This window comes from Stenotrophomonas maltophilia, assembly GCF_002799245.1.
GTDB classification, from domain to species: domain Bacteria; phylum Pseudomonadota; class Gammaproteobacteria; order Xanthomonadales; family Xanthomonadaceae; genus Stenotrophomonas; species Stenotrophomonas maltophilia_S.
On sequence record NZ_NEQV01000005.1, the window covers coordinates 60,338 to 76,683 of the forward strand.

Annotated in this window: 16 protein-coding genes; 8 read left to right on the forward strand and 8 right to left on the reverse strand. The window is 67.2% G+C overall.

Features of this window, described 5'->3' with window-relative positions; all coding sequences use genetic code 11:
• Positions 1 to 21: 21 nt before the first annotated feature.
• Both B9Y64_RS15085 and B9Y64_RS15090 read right to left on the reverse strand, forming a co-directional pair.
• Entirely contained in the window at positions 22 to 591 is a 570-nt protein-coding gene (locus B9Y64_RS15085) for a response regulator transcription factor (RefSeq protein WP_012510702.1), read from the reverse strand.
• Positions 588 to 1,814 (reverse strand): ATP-binding protein, encoded by a 1,227-nt coding sequence (locus B9Y64_RS15090; RefSeq protein ID WP_100441415.1) that lies wholly within the window; start codon positions 1,812 to 1,814, stop codon positions 588 to 590. The genes B9Y64_RS15085 and B9Y64_RS15090 overlap by 4 nt, the downstream gene beginning before the upstream one ends.
• A gap of 114 nt (positions 1,815 to 1,928) precedes the next feature.
• Between B9Y64_RS15090 and ispG the strand changes: the two genes are divergently transcribed.
• The 3 genes from ispG (at position 1,929) to B9Y64_RS15105 (ending at position 4,773) form a co-directional block, all read left to right on the forward strand.
• The gene (gene ispG / locus B9Y64_RS15095) at positions 1,929 to 3,194 is read left to right on the forward strand and encodes a flavodoxin-dependent (E)-4-hydroxy-3-methylbut-2-enyl-diphosphate synthase (RefSeq protein WP_100441416.1); all 1,266 of its coding nucleotides are present in this window, start codon (positions 1,929 to 1,931) and stop codon (positions 3,192 to 3,194) included.
• Positions 3,175 to 3,924 carry a phosphatase PAP2 family protein gene (locus B9Y64_RS15100; RefSeq protein WP_100441417.1) on the forward strand — a complete coding sequence of 250 codons (750 nt, stop codon included), beginning with the start codon at positions 3,175 to 3,177 and terminating at the stop codon, positions 3,922 to 3,924. The genes ispG and B9Y64_RS15100 overlap by 20 nt, the downstream gene beginning before the upstream one ends.
• A gap of 201 nt (positions 3,925 to 4,125) precedes the next feature.
• Positions 4,126 to 4,773 (forward strand): response regulator, encoded by a 648-nt coding sequence (locus B9Y64_RS15105; protein ID WP_100441418.1) that lies wholly within the window; start codon positions 4,126 to 4,128, stop codon positions 4,771 to 4,773.
• A 200-nt stretch (positions 4,774 to 4,973) separates the two neighbouring features.
• Here the strand turns inward: B9Y64_RS15105 and eda are convergent, their stop codons facing one another.
• The 5 genes from eda to zwf all read right to left on the reverse strand — a co-directional run bounded on the left by eda (position 4,974) and on the right by zwf (position 11,004).
• Positions 4,974 to 5,633: a bifunctional 4-hydroxy-2-oxoglutarate aldolase/2-dehydro-3-deoxy-phosphogluconate aldolase gene (eda, locus tag B9Y64_RS15110; RefSeq protein ID WP_100441419.1), complete on the reverse strand. Its 660-nt coding sequence runs from the start codon at positions 5,631 to 5,633 to the stop codon at positions 4,974 to 4,976.
• Positions 5,634 to 5,869: 236 nt separating this feature from the next.
• Positions 5,870 to 7,786 (reverse strand): phosphogluconate dehydratase, encoded by a 1,917-nt coding sequence (gene edd, locus B9Y64_RS15115; protein ID WP_100441420.1) that lies wholly within the window; start codon positions 7,784 to 7,786, stop codon positions 5,870 to 5,872.
• 58 nt (positions 7,787 to 7,844) lie between these two features.
• Positions 7,845 to 8,567, reverse strand: a complete 723-nt coding sequence (gene pgl, locus B9Y64_RS15120) for a 6-phosphogluconolactonase (protein ID WP_100441421.1) — start codon at positions 8,565 to 8,567, stop codon at positions 7,845 to 7,847.
• The gene (gene glk / locus B9Y64_RS15125) at positions 8,564 to 9,571 is read right to left on the reverse strand and encodes a glucokinase (RefSeq protein WP_100441422.1); all 1,008 of its coding nucleotides are present in this window, start codon (positions 9,569 to 9,571) and stop codon (positions 8,564 to 8,566) included. Before glk ends, pgl begins: the two co-directional genes overlap by 4 nt.
• Positions 9,568 to 11,004 (reverse strand): glucose-6-phosphate dehydrogenase, encoded by a 1,437-nt coding sequence (gene zwf / locus B9Y64_RS15130; RefSeq protein WP_100441423.1) that lies wholly within the window; start codon positions 11,002 to 11,004, stop codon positions 9,568 to 9,570. Before zwf ends, glk begins: the two co-directional genes overlap by 4 nt.
• A 352-nt stretch (positions 11,005 to 11,356) precedes the next feature.
• Here zwf and B9Y64_RS15135 point away from each other — a divergent pair, with 352 nt between their 5' ends.
• Positions 11,357 to 12,439 (forward strand): ABC transporter ATP-binding protein, encoded by a 1,083-nt coding sequence (locus B9Y64_RS15135; RefSeq protein WP_100441424.1) that lies wholly within the window; start codon positions 11,357 to 11,359, stop codon positions 12,437 to 12,439.
• A gap of 118 nt (positions 12,440 to 12,557) precedes the next feature.
• Here the strand turns inward: B9Y64_RS15135 and B9Y64_RS15140 are convergent, their stop codons facing one another.
• The gene (locus B9Y64_RS15140) at positions 12,558 to 13,433 is read right to left on the reverse strand and encodes a YgfZ/GcvT domain-containing protein (RefSeq protein WP_100441425.1); all 876 of its coding nucleotides are present in this window, start codon (positions 13,431 to 13,433) and stop codon (positions 12,558 to 12,560) included.
• 39 nt (positions 13,434 to 13,472) lie between these two features.
• Between B9Y64_RS15140 and B9Y64_RS15145 the strand changes: the two genes are divergently transcribed.
• The 4 genes from B9Y64_RS15145 to sdhA are packed head-to-tail and all read left to right on the forward strand — an operon-like array spanning position 13,473 to position 16,297.
• Positions 13,473 to 13,643 (forward strand): DUF1674 domain-containing protein, encoded by a 171-nt coding sequence (locus B9Y64_RS15145; protein WP_100441426.1) that lies wholly within the window; start codon positions 13,473 to 13,475, stop codon positions 13,641 to 13,643.
• Between the two features lie 56 nt (positions 13,644 to 13,699).
• A complete protein-coding gene (gene sdhC / locus B9Y64_RS15150; protein ID WP_024958620.1) occupies positions 13,700 to 14,092 on the forward strand; it encodes a succinate dehydrogenase, cytochrome b556 subunit in 393 nt (130 codons plus the stop codon).
• Positions 14,089 to 14,475 (forward strand): succinate dehydrogenase, hydrophobic membrane anchor protein, encoded by a 387-nt coding sequence (gene sdhD, locus B9Y64_RS15155; RefSeq protein WP_032128865.1) that lies wholly within the window; start codon positions 14,089 to 14,091, stop codon positions 14,473 to 14,475. The genes sdhC and sdhD overlap by 4 nt, the downstream gene beginning before the upstream one ends.
• Positions 14,476 to 14,506: 31 nt before the next feature.
• Positions 14,507 to 16,297 (forward strand): succinate dehydrogenase flavoprotein subunit, encoded by a 1,791-nt coding sequence (gene sdhA / locus B9Y64_RS15160; protein ID WP_100441427.1) that lies wholly within the window; start codon positions 14,507 to 14,509, stop codon positions 16,295 to 16,297.
• Positions 16,298 to 16,346 lie beyond the last annotated feature (49 nt).

The window sequence follows — 16,346 nt, forward strand, 5'->3', positions numbered from 1 at the left end:
GGTGCCGGCCAGCGGCCGGCACTACCGGCTCGGGTCGCGTTCCGGGCTGGGCCGCTTGGCCAGCTTGCGCTGCAGCGAACGGCGGTGCATGCCGAGCAGGCGCGCGGCCGCCGAAACATTGCCGCCGGTCTCGTGCATCGCCTGCTGGATGTGTTCCCACTGCAGGCGGCTGATCGGCGTCATCGCGTCCGGTACTTCCATTTCGCCGTCGTCGGCCGGGCCGTCGTCCTCCTCACCGAGGGCGCGCAGGATCATCGGCACCGTGGCTGGTTTCGGCAGGTAATCATCGGCCCCCAGCTTGATCGCCTCCACGGCGGTGGCGATGCTGGCGTAGCCGGTCACCAGCAGGATGCGCATGTCCGCACGCAGCGCGCGCAGCGGCTGGATCAGCGCCAGGCCGGAATCGCTGCCCAGCTTCAGGTCGATCAGTGCGAACGCAGGCGGATGCTGGCGGGCCAGCGCCAGTGCGCTGGCGGCATCCTGCGCGGTCTGCGTTTCAAGCCCCTTGCGGGCCAGGCTGCGCTGCAGGGTACGCAGGTACAGCTCGTCGTCGTCGACCAGCAGGCCCAGGGTGGAATGGTGAAGGCTCATGGGGTGTCCTCGCGTGGGGCCAGCGGCAGGCGGAAGCCGACGCGGCTGCCGGCCCCCTGGGCCGGGCGCATCCACATCTCGCCGTCGAGGCGTTCGATGGTGGCATGGGACAGGGCCAGGCCGACGCCCATGCCCTCGCTCTTGCTGCTGCCGAACAGCTTGCCCGGCAGGACGGCGGCGCGGGCGTCGAAGCCATGGCCATAGTCGCGCACTTCGCCGATCAGGTCGTCGCCTTCGATGCGCAGGTCCAGGTCCACGCGCGGCCGGCCGGCCTTCTCGCCGGCATCGGCGGCGTTGTTGAGCAGGACCATCAGCAGGTGGCCCACGCCCGGGTCCAGTGGCAGCCGCAGCGGTGCATCGTCGTTGCGGTGCAGGTCGATGGTCGGCCGCACCAGGCGCCACTGCTCCAGCACCTGCTGGGCGCTGGAGTGGCTGCGGCCCGGTGCGTCGGCCGAGGCCGGTGCGGCCAGCGCCAGCACGCGCTCCCGGCACTGCACCAACAGCTCGCGCAGGGTTTCCATGTCTTCGCGCACTTCAGGTTCTTCGCTGCGCTCGGCGACATCGTCGGCGAGCAGGGTCATGGTCGCCAGCGGTGTGTTCAGTTCATGTGCGACCGAAGCGGCATGGGTGGCCAGGGCGACGATGCCTTCGTTGCGGGCAAAGCGCTCGCGCAGTGCCGACAGTTCCAGTTCGCGCTCGCGCAGGGCCAGTGCCAGGCGGGTGGAGAAGGCCAGCACCACCGCAGCGGAAATCAGGAAGTTGGCGACCACGCCCCAGCGGTTGAGGTCCTGCGCGCGGAAATAGCCGTCCGGCAGCGGCTGCCCGAAGATGCCGCTGGCGGCATAGCCGAGCAGGCAGGCCAGCGCGACCGCCAGCGCCCAGCGCAGGGGCAGGGCGAACGCAGCCAGTGCGATCAGGATCAGGAACAGTGAACTGAACGGGTTGGCCATGCCGCCGCTCCAGCCCACCATCCAGGTCAGGATGATCACGTCCACCAGGATGTGGCCGAATGCGGTCAGTGGTGCGGTGTCGGCCGCTTCCGGGCGCAGCTGGGTATAGACGTTGAACAGGGTCAGCACCGCCACGCCGGCCCACAGCGGCAGCTGCGGCAAGGGCAGGCCCAGCACCCAGGTGGCGACCAGGATGGTCGCGGCCTGGCCGCCCACGGCAAGCCAGCGCAGGCTGCACAGGGTACGGAGAAACGGGGCGTCGGGACCGGTCATTCACGCTCATCGTATGCGTTCATGCGTGTACATGCCTGCGACAATCGGCCGCAGCCGTGCCGCCGGCTGAATGCGAGTCACCCGGAATGCGGGGCCGGGCGCTAGAATGCCCGCATGCACGACGCCGTCACCCGCCCGACTCCCCCCTCCGATGCCACCGCCTGGCCCCGTCGCCAGACCCATGCCGTCCAGATCGGCGGGGTCACCGTAGGCGGAGGCAAGCCGGTGGTGGTGCAGTCGATGACCAACACCGATACCTCCGACGTGGCCTCCAGCGTGAAGCAGGTGGCCGAGCTGTGGCGTGCCGGTTCGGAAATGGTGCGGTTGACCGTCAACACCGTGGAAGCGGCTGCGGCCATCCCGCGTATCGTCGACAAGCTGGCGATGATGGGCATCGACGTACCGCTGATCGGCGATTTCCATTACAACGGCCACCAGCTGCTCACCGCCGAACCGGCGTGCGCCGAAGCGCTGGCCAAATACCGCATCAACCCGGGCAACGTCGGCTTCGGCAAGAAGAAGGACCTGCAGTTCGCCCAGTTGATCGAGTTCGCGATCCGTTACAACAAGCCGGTGCGCATCGGCGCCAACTGGGGCTCGCTGGACCAGGCCCTGGCGGCGAAGCTGATGGACGAGAACAACCTGCGCGAGCAGCCCTGGGACGCCGGCCGCGTGCTGCGCGAGGCGCTGATCCGTTCGGCGCTGGATTCGGCCGAGCAGGCGGTGGAACTCGGCCTGCCGCGCGATCGCATCGTGCTGTCGGCCAAGGTCAGCGGCGTGCAGGAACTGATCGCGGTGTACCGCGACCTGGCCCAGCGCTCCGACTTCGCCCTGCACCTGGGCCTGACCGAAGCCGGTATCGGCAGCAAGGGCATCGTCGCCTCGTCGGCAGCATTGAGCGTGCTGCTGCAGGAAGGCATCGGTGACACCATCCGCATCTCGCTGACCCCGGAACCGGGCCAGTCGCGCACGCAGGAAGTGATCGTCGCCCAGGAGCTGCTGCAGACCACCGGCCAGCGCGCCTTCACGCCGCTGGTCACGGCCTGCCCGGGCTGCGGCCGCACCACCTCCGAGTTCTTCCAGGAACTGGCCAAAGTGGTGCAGAACCACGTGCGCGAGAAGATGCCGCTGTGGAAGATCCATCACCCGGGGGCGGAGAACATGACCCTGGCGGTGATGGGCTGCATCGTCAATGGGCCGGGTGAGTCGCGCCATGCCAACATCGGCATCTCGCTGCCGGGTACGGGCGAGACGCCGGCTGCACCGGTATTCGTCGATGGCGAGAAGAAGGTGACCCTGCGAGGCGACAACATCGCCCAGGAGTTCGTCGCCCTGATCGACGATTACGTCGAACGCACCTATGCCCGAAGCGCCGGATAAGCCCGCGATCCTCGCTGCGCCGGAGTCCGCCTCCGGTTTCCGCCACTGGATGGCACGCAATGCCTGGCGCCTGGTGCTGCTGTTCGGGGGCGTGCTGCTGCCGCTGGCCGGTTTCGTCGCTCTGGCCGACGAAGTGCACGAGTTTGAATCGTTCCATTTCGATGCACCGCTGCTGTGGCAGATGCATGGCCTGCATTCGCCACTGCTGGACCGCTTCTTCGTGCTCATCTCGAAACTGGGCTACGAATGGTTCCTGATTCCGGCCGACGTGCTGATCATCGGCGTGCTGCTGGGCTACCGGCGGTGGCGCGAGGCGACGTTCGTGGCGGTCAGCTTCGTCGGCTCGGCGTTGCTGAACATGGGCAGCAAGCACTTTTTCCAGCGTGAACGCCCCAGCCTGTGGGAATCGATCGCGCCGGAATCGACGTTCAGCTTTCCCAGCGGCCACGCGATGGGCTCGATGACCCTGGCCGTGACCCTGGTGCTGCTGGCCTGGAACACCCGCTGGCGCTGGCCGGTGCTGCTGCTGGCGCCTTCGTTCAGCCTGCTGGTAAGCGTATCGCGGGTCTATCTGGGTGTGCATTACCCCTCGGACATCCTGGCCGGATGGTGTGCCGCGCTGGTTTGGGTGGTAGGGTGCTATCTGGTCATGTTCAGTCGCCGGCATCCTTGGCGACGTCAGGATTCGCCGCCAGCGACGGCCAGCGAAGCATCATCACAGGGGGATTGACGTGGATGGCCCTTCCGGGGCGTCTACGTAATAGATCAATTGTTTCGTTGCAGCAGGTTCTGCAAGACAGGGGGCAAGCACAACGCGCGGTATTGTGATGCGCAAGGCAGAACGCCTGGGCCGCATCTCGAACGCGCTTGCAGGGGTATCGGCGCCCTGCCTAGCTTGACCTGCAATGGCCGCATTCGAAGAGGTACGGGAATGACGATTCGAGTCTACCTGGTGGATGACCACGCGCTGGTCCGCACCGGGATGAAGATGATCCTGTCGGGGGAGACCGACATCGAGGTGGTGGGCGAAGCCGAGACCGGTGAAGACGCACTGCGTGACGTCCGCCAGCTGCTGCCGGACGTGGTGCTGTGCGACCTGCACCTGCCCGGTGTGAGTGGCATGGAAGTGACCGAGCGCATCGTCCGCAGCCACCGCAACACCCGCGTGGTGATCGTATCGGTGCTGGAAGACGGGCCGTTGCCCAAGCGCCTGCTGGAGGCGGGGGCTGCCGGTTACATCGGCAAGGGCTGCGATGCGCAGGAGCTGCTGCGTGCGGTGCGCGATGTGGCGGTGGGGCGTCGTTACCTGGGCACCAGCATCGCGCAGAACCTGGCCCTGTCGACCGTGGAAGGCAATGGTTCGCCGTTCGACAGCCTGTCGCCGCGCGAGCTGGAAGTGGCGTTGCTGCTGACCCAGGGCCTACGCCAGGAAGACATTGCGCGGCGCCTGAGCCTGAGTGCGAAGACGGTGAACACGCACAAGGCACGGCTGTTCGAGAAGATGGGGATCCACGACAACATCGCGCTGGCGCGCATGGCCAGCCAGTACGGGTTGGTGGATCCGGCACGGCCGTTGTGAGGGTTTCGCCCAACGGCTGAGCCCCCCGCGCGCTGCGCGCGCTCGGCAGGTTGGTTCTGTAGAGCCGAGCCCATGCTCGGCTGCTTTCCGGTCCGCTGGCGCGGAGCCGAGCGTGGGCTCGGCTCTACACCTGAAGGAATTCGTAGCGCGGGGTCAGATCCCTTTCCCGTCGGGAAAGGGATCTGACCCCGATCCGGGGCTCAGTGCCCGCGGACGCGCTTGATGATCTTCGCCGCGTCGGCGGCGCTGGCGCGCACCTTGTCCCACTGGCCGTCGGCGATCCAGTTGCCCGGCACCATCCACGAGCCGCCGATGCAGACCACGTTCTTCTGCTCGAGATACTCGGCGGCGGTGTTTTCGGTGATGCCGCCGGTCGGGCACAGCTTGAGGTCGGCGATCGGGCCTGCCACACCCTTGATCATCGCCAGCCCGCCCACGGCCGTGGCCGGGAACAGCTTGCACACGCGGAAGCCCCGCGCATACAGCGACAGCAGTTCGGTCGGCGTCGCCGCACCCGGCACCACCGGCAGCGGGGCGGCGGCCAGTGCATCGGCCAAGGCTGGCGGCGTACCCGGGGTCACCAGGAAGTCCGCACCCGCATCGATCGACTGCTGCATCTGCTCCACGGTCAGCACCGTACCGGCACCCACCACCACGTCCGGCAGCTCGCGCTTGAGCATTGCCAGCGCTTCCATCGCCACCGGGGTGCGCAGCGTCAGCTCGATTGCCGGCAGGCCACCTTCCAGCAGCGCCGCACTGACCGCACGCGCCTGGTCCAGCGTATGAATCGTCACCACCGGCAGGATGCCCGCCGCATGCAACAGCTCCGCCGCCTTCACCTGATGTTGTTCGATACCCATAGCTCTGCTTCTGCCTTTGCTTCTGCTTTTGAATTTGATTTTCAGTGATCACTTCGCGGCGTTGATGCGCCGGAGAGTGTCAGGAGGGCGCGGTCAGCCCCAGACGGGACCGTGAGCGGCATGGATGCCGCGACCGAGCCCCCATGGATGGGTTTACGGCGTGTCCCGGCTGGGGCTGACCGCGCCCTCAGCCAGAAAACTCACCGCCGCGACAAACCCGCAACGCTCTTCAACCTTCAGGCGTCCTTCGCCTCATGCGGCGCCGCCGCCGCCGCGGCATCGTGCCCCAGCTCGTATTCCGCGTCGTAGTTCCACGGCCCGCCATCGGCAGCCGCCGGCCCGCACGAAATCGAAATCGCGCCCTGGTCGGCCGGGCCCACCACGCGCCGGTTGATCGCGAACAGGTTGCGGCCCAGGTCATGCGCGGCAGGTGCGGTGTTCGCCGCCAGTGCACGCGCTGCCCATTCGGCCGCATCCACCAGCACTTCCAGCGTGCCGGCCTCGCCGTCCAGGCGGATCATGTCGCCCTCGCGGACCTTGGCCAGCGGGCCGCCGCGCGCTGCTTCCGGTGTCACGTGGATCGCCGCCGGAATCTTGCCGGAGGCGCCGGACAGGCGGCCGTCGGTGACCAGCGCCACGCGCCGGCCCTGGTTCTGCAGCAGGCCCAGCAGCGGTGCCAGCGAATGCAGTTCCGGCATGCCGTTGGCGCGCGGGCCCTGGTACCGCACCACCGCCACGAAGTGCTCGGGCAGGAGGCCGCCGGCGTGCAGCTTGTTCAGCACCTGCGGTGCATCGACCACCACCGCCGGTGCTTCGATCGTGCGGTACTGGGGCTTCACCGCCGACAGCTTGATCAGCGACTTGCCCAGGTTGCCGCGCAGCAGGCGCAGGCCGCCATGGTGCTCGAAGGGATGGTCGACGCCACGCACCACCTCGTCATCGGCGCTGCGTTCCAGGCCGGGCAGATAGACCAGCTGGCCGTCGCGCAGCTGCGGCTCGCGCGCATAGTCGGCCATGCCGCCGCGCGCCACGCTGACCAGGTCACCGTGCATCAGGCCAGCCTTGATCAGCTCGCCGAACACGAACGCCGGGCCGCCCGCGGCGGCGAAACGATTCACATCGGCGTCGCCGTTCGGATAGACGCGGGCCAGCAGCGGAACCAGCTGCGACAGTTCGTCGAAGTCGTCCCAGGTCAGCACGATGCCGGCCGCACGCGCCACGGCGATCCAGTGGATGGTGTGGTTGGTCGAACCGCCAGTGGCCATCAGCGCGATGACCGCGTTGATGATCGCGCGCTCGTCGATGATCCGGCCCAGCGGACGGAAGTCGTCGCCCAGTGCGGTGATATCCAGCGCACGTTCGGTCGCTTCGCGGGTCAGTGCATCGCGCAGCGGCGTGCCCGGATTGACGAACGACGCACCCGGCAGCTGCACGCCCATCGCTTCCAGCAGCACCTGGTTGGAATTGGCGGTGCCGTAGAAGGTGCAGGTGCCGGCGCCGTGGTACGACGCGGACTCGGCTTCGAGCAGCTCTTCGCGGGTGGCTTCACCGGCAGCGTAGCGCTCGCGCACTTCGGCCTTCTGCTTGTTCGGGATGCCCGGGGTCATCGGGCCGGCCGGCACGAACACCGCCGGCAGATGGCCGAACGCCAGCGCACCGATCAGCAGGCCGGGTACGATCTTGTCGCACACACCGAGGTAGACGGTGGTATCGAACATGTCGTGGCTGAGTCCGATCGCGGTGGCCTGCGCGATCACATCACGCGAGAACAGCGACAGTTCCATGCCGCCACGGCCCTGGGTGACGCCGTCGCACATCGCCGGCACGCCGCCGGCCACCTGTGCGGTGGCACCCAGCTCGCGGGCGATCTCGCGGATCTGTTCGGGATAGGTCTCGAACGGCTGGTGCGCCGACAGCATGTCGTTGTACGCGGTGATGATGCCGAGGTTCGGCGTCACGCCGCCGCGCAGGCGGCTCTTGTCGGTACCGCCGCAGGCGGCGAATCCGTGGGCGAGGTTGCCGCAGCTCAGGCGGCTGCGGAACGGGCCGTCACGCAGGGAGGCGTCGATCGCGGCCAGGTAGGCGGCGCGCGAGGCGGCGCTGCGACGGATGACGCGCTCAGTGATGGCTTGCAGTTGCGGATGGAGGCTCATTGGCTACCGGCGTTCGAGGTGGCGAGAGGCAAGCGGCGGCGGGGCGCCGCCGCCGACATCAATCAGCCCAGTGGACGCGCAGGCGCGCGCCTTCCAGGTTGATGGCGTTGAGGATCGGATATTGCTGGGCGTCACTGCTGTCCAGCGCCTGGCGCAGTACCTGCAGCTTCTGCTTGCCGCGCAGCAGCAGCAGGCGCTGGCGGCACTGGCGCAGGCCGTGTGGGGTCAGGGTGATGCGCAGCGGCCACTGGTTCGCGCCCGGGCAGCCGGTAGCATCCAGCGCGGCATAGGGCAGGGTGCTTTCCAGTGCGCGGGCGAGGTCCTTGGAGCCCGGGAACAACGAGGCGGTGTGGCCGTCGTTGCCCATGCCCAGTGCCACCAGGCTCGGTGGCTGGCTGTGCTGGGCCTGCAGGTTGGCGGTGTACACGCATTCGGGCAGCGGTTTGCCGATCCGCACCAGCGGATCGAAATGGGCACCTTCGGCGCGCTTCAGCAGGTGCTCGCGCACCAGCCAGGCATTGCTGTCGCGATCCTGCGGAGACAGCCAGCGCTCGTCGGCCAGGCTCACTTCAACCCGGTCCCAGTGCACGTCCAGTTCGGCCAGCGCGCGGTAGACCGGCGCCGGCGTGGTGCCGCCGGACAGCAGGATGCGGGCGCGTCCCACTTCATTGATGTCGTGATTGAGGGCCTGTGCCATCTCGGCGGCCACCGCCTCGATCCAGCCATCGGCATCGCCGTGCTGGATGAACTCGATTCGGTCGTCGTGGAAGCTGGGGTTCATGCGGCAACTCCTGGTGCGTCACGTTCGGCGTCGGCGGCATAGGCGGCGGCACCCAGCAATCCGGCGTGGGGATGCATCACCGCCAATGAGGGCACGCGCGCCATGATCGAGGAGAAGCGTCCCTTGTGTTCGAAGCGCTGGCGGAAACCGGAGTGCTGCAGTGAATCGAGCATCTTCGGGGTAAGTCCGCCGGTCAGGAACACGCCGTCCCAGGCGCCCTGGGTCAGTACCAGATCACCGGCGATGGCGCCGAACACGGCGCAGAACACATCCACGGTGCGCATCGCCTGCGGATCACCGTGCAGGGCGCGGGCGGTCACGTCCACCGGCTGCAGCTGGCCCGGATCGATGCCGGCCATCTCGCATACGGCGCGATGGATGTTGACCAGCCCGGGGCCGCAGATCAGGCGCTCGTTGGAGACGCGGCCGAACTGCTCGGACAGGATTTCCAGGATGCGGATTTCCTCCGGGGTTCCCGGCGGGAAGCTGACATGGCCGCCTTCGGTTTCCAGCGGGTAGCAGCGGCCATGACGCAGGATCAGGCCGCCGACACCCAGACCGGTGCCCGGCCCGATCACCGCGTAGTTGCGCGGCTGGCCCGGCTTGCCCGGGACCCAGGCGGCACCGCCGACCTGGACCACATCATCAGGCTGCAGCAGTGAAATCGCCATCGCCTGTGCGGCGAAATCGTTGATCAGGTGCAGCTCGTCGAACCCGAGCATCGCTGCGGTGCGGCTGCGCGAGATCACCCACGGATGGTTGGTGATGCGTGCTTCGTCACCATCAACGCGACCGGCCACCGCGAACACGCCGCGGCTTGCGGTGGCACCGATCTGTTCGAGATGGTGGCGCGCGGCATCACCCAGCGAAGGGAACTCCGCCACCGCGTACTCGCGGATGCTGTCCTTCTGCAGTGGTGCGTCCTGCGCGGTGTCGGCCAGGGCGAAGCGGGCATTGGTGCCACCGATGTCGGCGACCAGCACCGGCTGCGAGCTGGCACTCATGCCGAGGCTCCGTTGTCCGGCGCGTCCACGCCCTGCGGCAGGAACTCGCCGGCGTTGCTCGGGCCCCACTGGCCAGCGGGGTAGGGCTCCAGCGGCAGCTTGGCGTCCTTCCAGGCGTCGGCGACGCTGTCGATCCAGGCCCACGCTGCGCGCACTTCGTCGTCGCGCACGAACAGCGTGTGGTTGCCGTTGAAGGCATCCAGGAACAGGCGTTCGTAAGCGATGCGCCGGTGCAGGCCGGTCGGCACCGACAGTTCCAGTTCCAGCGGATGCAGTTCCAGTGCACCCCATTCCGGGCCGGCCAGGCTGCTCATCAGGCCCAGTTCGATGTTTTCCTGCGGCTGCAGCTGGAACACCAGGCGGTTCGGTGCGGCCTGCGCGCGCTGCGGGCGCTCGAACAGCCAGTGGGTGACCGGCTTCAGCGTGACCACCACGCGGGTGGTGCGCTCGGGCAGGCGCTTGCCGGTGACCAGGTGGAACGGCACGCCGCTCCAGCGCCAGTTGTCGATGTGCGCGGTGACACCGGCAAAGGTCTCCACATCGCTGCCTTCCGGCGGCTGGTAGGCCTGGGCCGGCTGGCCGTTGATGGTACCGGCGGTGTAGCGGCCACGGATGCTGTCACGCGCGGCGTGCTTCGCATCGAGCGGGCGCAGGGCGCGCAGCACCTTGACCTTCTCGTCGCGGATGCGGTCGGCTTCCAGCGAAGCCGGGGGTTCCATCGCCACCATGCACAGCAGCTGCAGGATGTGGCTCTGCACCATGTCGCGCAGCGCGCCGGATCGCGCGTAGTAGGCGTCGCGGCCGTCCACGCCTTCGCTCTCGGCGACCAGGATGTGCACCGATTCGATGTAGTTGCGGTTCCATACCGCTTCCAGCAGCGTATTGCCGAAGCGCAGCGCGATCAGGTTCTGCACTGCGGCCTTGCCGAGGTAGTGGTCGAGACGGAACACGCGGTCCTCGTCGATCCACTGGCCGATGGTGCTGATGATTTCCTCGGCGCTCTCGCTGTCGCTGCCGATTGGCTTCTCCAGCATCAGCCGTGCCGGCGCGGCGAGGGCGCCGCCCTTGGCCAGGCCTTCGCAGGTGGAGATGTACAGGCCCGGCGGAATGGCCAGGTAGCTGACGCACTTGCGGTGCACCAGGTCGGAGACCGCAGCGGCGACCGAGTCGACGTCGCGCAGGTCCACCGAACGGTAGTCGATGCGGCGCAGCAGGGCACCGATATCGTCCTGCGTGGCCATCGGCATGGCCTGCTGCAGGCGCGGCCGCAGGATGTCATGGAAGGCTTCGGTGTCATGCCCGGACAGGGCCAGTGCGCGGATGCGGAAGTCCTCCGGCAGCAGGCCGTCGCCAAGCAGGCGAAGCAGCGAAGGGAACAGGTAGCGCTGGGCCAGATCACCTGTGGCACCGAACAGGAAGAGGGTGTCGTGCATCGCTCGAGTTTCAGATCCGGGTGACATCGTTGTCAATCGCTTCATGGCTGGGTTCGGGGGACATCCGCGCAACTGCCTGTCCGAGGTTCGTCGGGGGCGTTCTCCGGGCTACCGGAGGATCGTTCCATTCGAAACCACTACCTCGGCGGAACCTTCGTTCAACCGCCGACGCAGATCGGTGCGCACCGATCATCGGATAGTGCCACGTGAAAACGTTTACATGGCAGAATGGGCAACTGTATTCGATTGCAGTGCTCGCCGCCATGCGGCAGGCGCGCAATCATCACTGCCATCGGGAGGGCCGAGGCAGTCCCAAAAGACAGCCCGGCTTCGGGCGGACCGGATAGGTGATATGGCAAAAGTGCAGTTGCAGGGTGTGCGCAAGGTCTATGACAACGGCCAGGTCGCGGTGAAGGACGCCAGCTTCGAGGTCGCCGATGGCGAGCTGATGGTGCTGGTCGGACCGTCCGGCTGTGGCAAGTCGACCCTGTTGCGGATGGTGGCTGGCCTGGAGGAAATCAGCGGCGGCACGCTGACCATCGGTGATCGTGTGGTCAACGACGTGGCGCCGAAGGATCGCGACATCGCGATGGTGTTCCAGAGCTACGCGCTGTACCCGCACATGACCGTGGCCGAGAACCTGGCCTTCGGGTTGAAGCTGCGTGGGCATGACAAGGCGACCATCGACAAGCGCATCGCCGAAGCGGCGCAGACGCTGGGCCTGACCGAGATGATGGACAAGCTGCCCAAGGCGATGTCCGGTGGCCAGCGCCAGCGTGTTGCGCTGGGTCGTGCGCTGGTGCGCGAGCCGGCGGTGTTCCTGCTCGACGAGCCGCTGTCCAACCTGGATGCCAAGCTGCGCCACAGCGTGCGCACCGAAATCGCGCAGCTGCACCGCAAGCTGGGCACCACCATGATCTACGTGACGCACGACCAGGTCGAAGCGATGACCCTGGGCCAGCGCATCGTGGTGCTGAAGGACGGTGTCATCCAGCAGATCGATACGCCGATGGCGCTGTACGACCGCCCGGCCAACCTGTTCGTGGCCGGTTTCCTCGGCAGCCCGGCGATGAACGTGCTGCGTGGCACGCTGCAGGGCGATGCCGGCGGCGTGACCGTGGTCGACGGCGAATGGCGTGCACCGCTGGGCCAGGCCACGATCGATCCGGCATGGCTGCAGAAGCCGATCGCGGTGGGCGTGCGGCCGGAGCACCTGCAGCCGGCGGCTGCTGATGATGCACACGCGTTCACCGCGCGCATTGAGGGCATCGAGCCGGTCGGCAACGAGATCTTCGTCAACCTCAGCAGTGGCCAGCATGCGCTGACCATGCGCGTGGCGCCGCAGGCGCTGCCAGCGGTAGGCGAGGAGATCCGCGTGGCGATCCACCCGCAGGGCCTGCATTTCTTCAACGCCGAGAGCGGCGAGCGCCTCTGATTCTGTAGAGCCGAGCCCACGCTCGGCTGCATTTCAGGGAGAAGCCGAGCATGGGCTCGGCTCTACAGAAGGTGGGTTCAGCAGATCCACGCCATGCGTGGATGAGAGCCCTTCAGGCTCAGCGTGCCAAGCCATCCAGGAGTGGCACGCGCTGCGCGATGGCATCGCCCACCTGCAGGTCGGCGTCGCTGGCCTCCAGCGGCAGCACCGCCAGTGCCAGGTCGCCGGCCACGCTGGCGATCGTGCCCAGTGCCGCGCCGTCCTGCTGCACGCCATCGCCGGCCTGCGCCGGTGCAGCGGTGTGCAGCAGCTGCACCGCGCGCTTGGCCTTGCCGAGGAAGTGGGTGCGGGCGACGATCTCCTGGCCCGGATAGCAGCCCTTCTTCACGCTGTAGCCGTTCAGGCGGTCCAGGCCCAGCTGCTGCGGGGTCCACACTTCGCGCTGGCTTTCTTCCAGCCGCGGCAGGCCGTAGCGCAGGTCGGCCTGGCGCCAGGCCAGGGCGAAAGCGGCTTGATCGGCTTCACCGGTGGGGGCAAAGGCATCGGCATTGCCAAGCCGCAGGCTGCGCGGCAGGGCATCGCTGCCCAGATCCAGTTCCCAGCCGTCACCTGCGGTGTGCGCGATCGCAGCGCCGCTGGCGGCCTCGGGCGCGGTGAAGGCCCCGGCCACCGCCAGATCGTCGCGCAGCAATACCTTCACCTTGCGACGGAACACGAAGCGCTGCAGTTGCGACGCAATCGCATCGGCGTCGCCGTCAGCCAGCACCAGCATCACATGGTCGTCGGCCAGCCGAAGCAGCTGGAACACCGCCAGAGTGCGGCCCTTGGCGCTCAGCCAGGCACTCCACTGCCAGTGCAGCAGGGGCAGGGCAGTGACATCGCTGCTGAACTGGGCGTGGGCAAAGGCAGCCGCATCCGGGCCTTGCAGGCTCAGCAGCTGGTGGCCGGGCAGGCGCGGATATCCAACGAAAGCAGGGGGCAGGTTGTCAGGCACGTGAACGAGGTCTAAAATTTGTGCGTTGCGAGACCGAACATGATAGGCCAAACAACCCCCACTCCCGACGACGAATCTGAAGCCCCGCTGGTCCCCGCGGCACCCGTGCCCGTGGAACATGAGAAGGCAGAGGAATTCGGCGGCCGCGGCGGACTTGATCCGGTGCGGTACGGCGATTGGGAGAAAAACGGACGCTGCATCGATTTCTGATCAGCATTGAGCCAACGCGGCCGCGTGCCGCCCAGCCGAGACAACGAGCCCAGCGAATGGCGACCAGACAACGCCCACTTTCCCCGCACCTTCAGGTGTATCGCTGGCAGATTCAGATGGCCACCTCGATCCTGCATCGAGCCACTGGCGTCTTTCTGTCTGTTGGTGCCCTCATCATCGCCGCCGGCCTGCTGGCCCTGATGATGGGGCCCGAGTCCTGGAACTGCTTCACCGGCCATGCCGGGGCCTGGTATGGCCGCGTGTTCCTGTTCGCGTGGACATGGTCGTTCGCCTATCACCTGTGCAATGGCATCCGCCATGTGGTGCAGGACTTCGCCATCGGCTTCAGCATCCCCGCCTTCATCCGCAGCAGCTGGCTGTCGGTCATCGGCAGCCTGGTGATCACCCTGCTGGTGTGGGCCTATGTGATGTTCGGAGGTGCTGCGTGAGCAAGTTCCGTACCCCGTTGAAGAGCGTGCGCGGCCTTGGTTCGGCCAAGACCGGCACCGAGCACTTCGTGCACCAGCGCCTGACCGCCGCCGCCCTGGTGGCGCTGGGCATCTGGTTCCTGGTCTTCGTGCTGGGCCTGCTGGGCTCGGACTATGCGACCGCCGCCGCCGCCGTGGCCAAGCCGTGGAATGCAGTGCCGCTGATCGGCCTGCTGATCGCCATGTTCTGGCACGCGCAGCTCGGCATGCAGGTCGTGCTGGAAGACTACATCCACGAATCGCTGCTGGCCCTGGTGCTGCAGACCGCGGTGAAGTTCGTCGCCGTGCTCGGCATGATCGTCAGTGTGTTTGCGGTGGGCCGCATCGCCCTCGGCGTTGCCTGAGCCCAGGCACCAACACAGGAATCCAGATTAGATGTCCGCTTACAAGATCACCGAACACAAGTACGACATGGTCGTGGTCGGCGCCGGCGGTGCCGGCCTGCGCGCCACGTTCGGCCTGGCCGCCAAGGGCCTGCAGACCGTGTGCCTGACCAAGGTCTTCCCGACCCGTTCGCACACCGTTGCCGCCCAGGGCGGTATCTCGGCCGCACTCGCCAACATGGGCGAGGACGACTGGCGCTACCACTTCTTCGACACCATCAAGGGTTCGGACTGGCTGGGCGACCAGGACGCCATCGAGTACATGTGCCGTGAGGCCATCCCGGCCATCATCGAGCTTGAACACTACGGCGTACCGTTCTCGCGTACCGCCGAAGGCAAGATCTACCAGCGCCCGTTCGGTGGCATGACCACCAAGTACGGCGAAGGCCCGGCGGCGCAGCGTACCTGCGCGGCGGCCGACCGTACCGGCCACGCGATGCTGCACACCCTGTACCAGCAGTCGCTGAAGCACGATGCGCGCTTCATGATCGAGTACTTCGCACTCGACCTGATCTTCGACGATGAGGGCGCCTGCCGCGGCGTGCTGGCCCTGGACATGTCCGATGGCACCCTGCACCTGTTCCGCGCCCAGGGCGTGGTGCTGGCCACCGGTGGTTACGGCCGTGCCTACTTCAGCGCCACCTCGGCGCACACCTGCACCGGCGACGGTGGCGGCCTGGCCATGCGTGCCGGTATCGCCATGCAGGACATGGAGTTCGTGCAGTTCCACCCGACCGGCATCTACGGCGCCGGCTGCCTGATCACCGAGGGTGTCCGCGGTGAAGGTGGCATCCTGCGCAACAGCAGCGGCGAGCGCTTCATGGAGCGCTATGCACCGCACTACAAGGATCTGGCCTCGCGCGACGTGGTCAGCCGTTCGATGACCATCGAGATCCGCGAAGGCCGCGGCGTTGGCGAGCACAAGGATCACATCCTGCTCGACCTGACCCACCTCGGCCCGGGCGTGATCGACGAGAAGCTGCCGGGCATCGCTGAAAGCGCCCGCATCTTCGCCGGCGTCGACGTGCACAAGCAGCCGATCCCGGTCATCCCGACCGTGCACTACAACATGGGCGGCATCCCGACCAACTACCACGGTGAAGTGGTGCAGAAGGTCGGCGACAACGACAATGCCGTGGTGCCGGGCCTGTACGCCATCGGCGAAGCGGCCTGCGTGTCCGTGCACGGTGCCAACCGCCTGGGCTCGAACTCGCTGCTGGATCTGGTGGTGTTCGGTCGTGCAGTGGCCAACCGTTGCGCCGAGACCATCAAGCCGGGCGCATCGCACAAGCCGCTGCCGGCCGATGCCTGCGACAAGGCGCTGGGCCTGCTGGACAAGCTGCGCCACGCCAACGGTGATACCCCGACCTCGGTCATCCGCGATCGCATGCAGCGCACCATGCAGGCCGACGCGGCGGTCTTCCGCACCAGCCAGACGTTGAAGGAAGGCTGCGAGAAGATGGACAAGATCTTCGACTCGTTCCAGGACGTGAAGGTCTCCGACCGTTCGCTGGTGTGGAACTCGGACCTGATCGAAACCTACGAGCTGAACAACCTGCTGCTCAACGCGGTGGCGACGATCAACTCGGCCGAACAGCGCAAGGAAAGCCGCGGCGCGCATGCGCACGAGGACTTCCCGGACCGCGACGACGTCAACTGGCAGAAGCACACCCTGGTCAGCGTCGACGAGAAGGGCAAGTGCAGCTTCGACTACCGTCCGGTGCACATGTACACGTTGACCGACGACGTGTCCGTGGTGCCGCCGAAGCCGCGCGTGTACTGATCCGACCCCGCCTACCATGCAATCCGCGCCCAAGGGCGCGGGCCGCCTG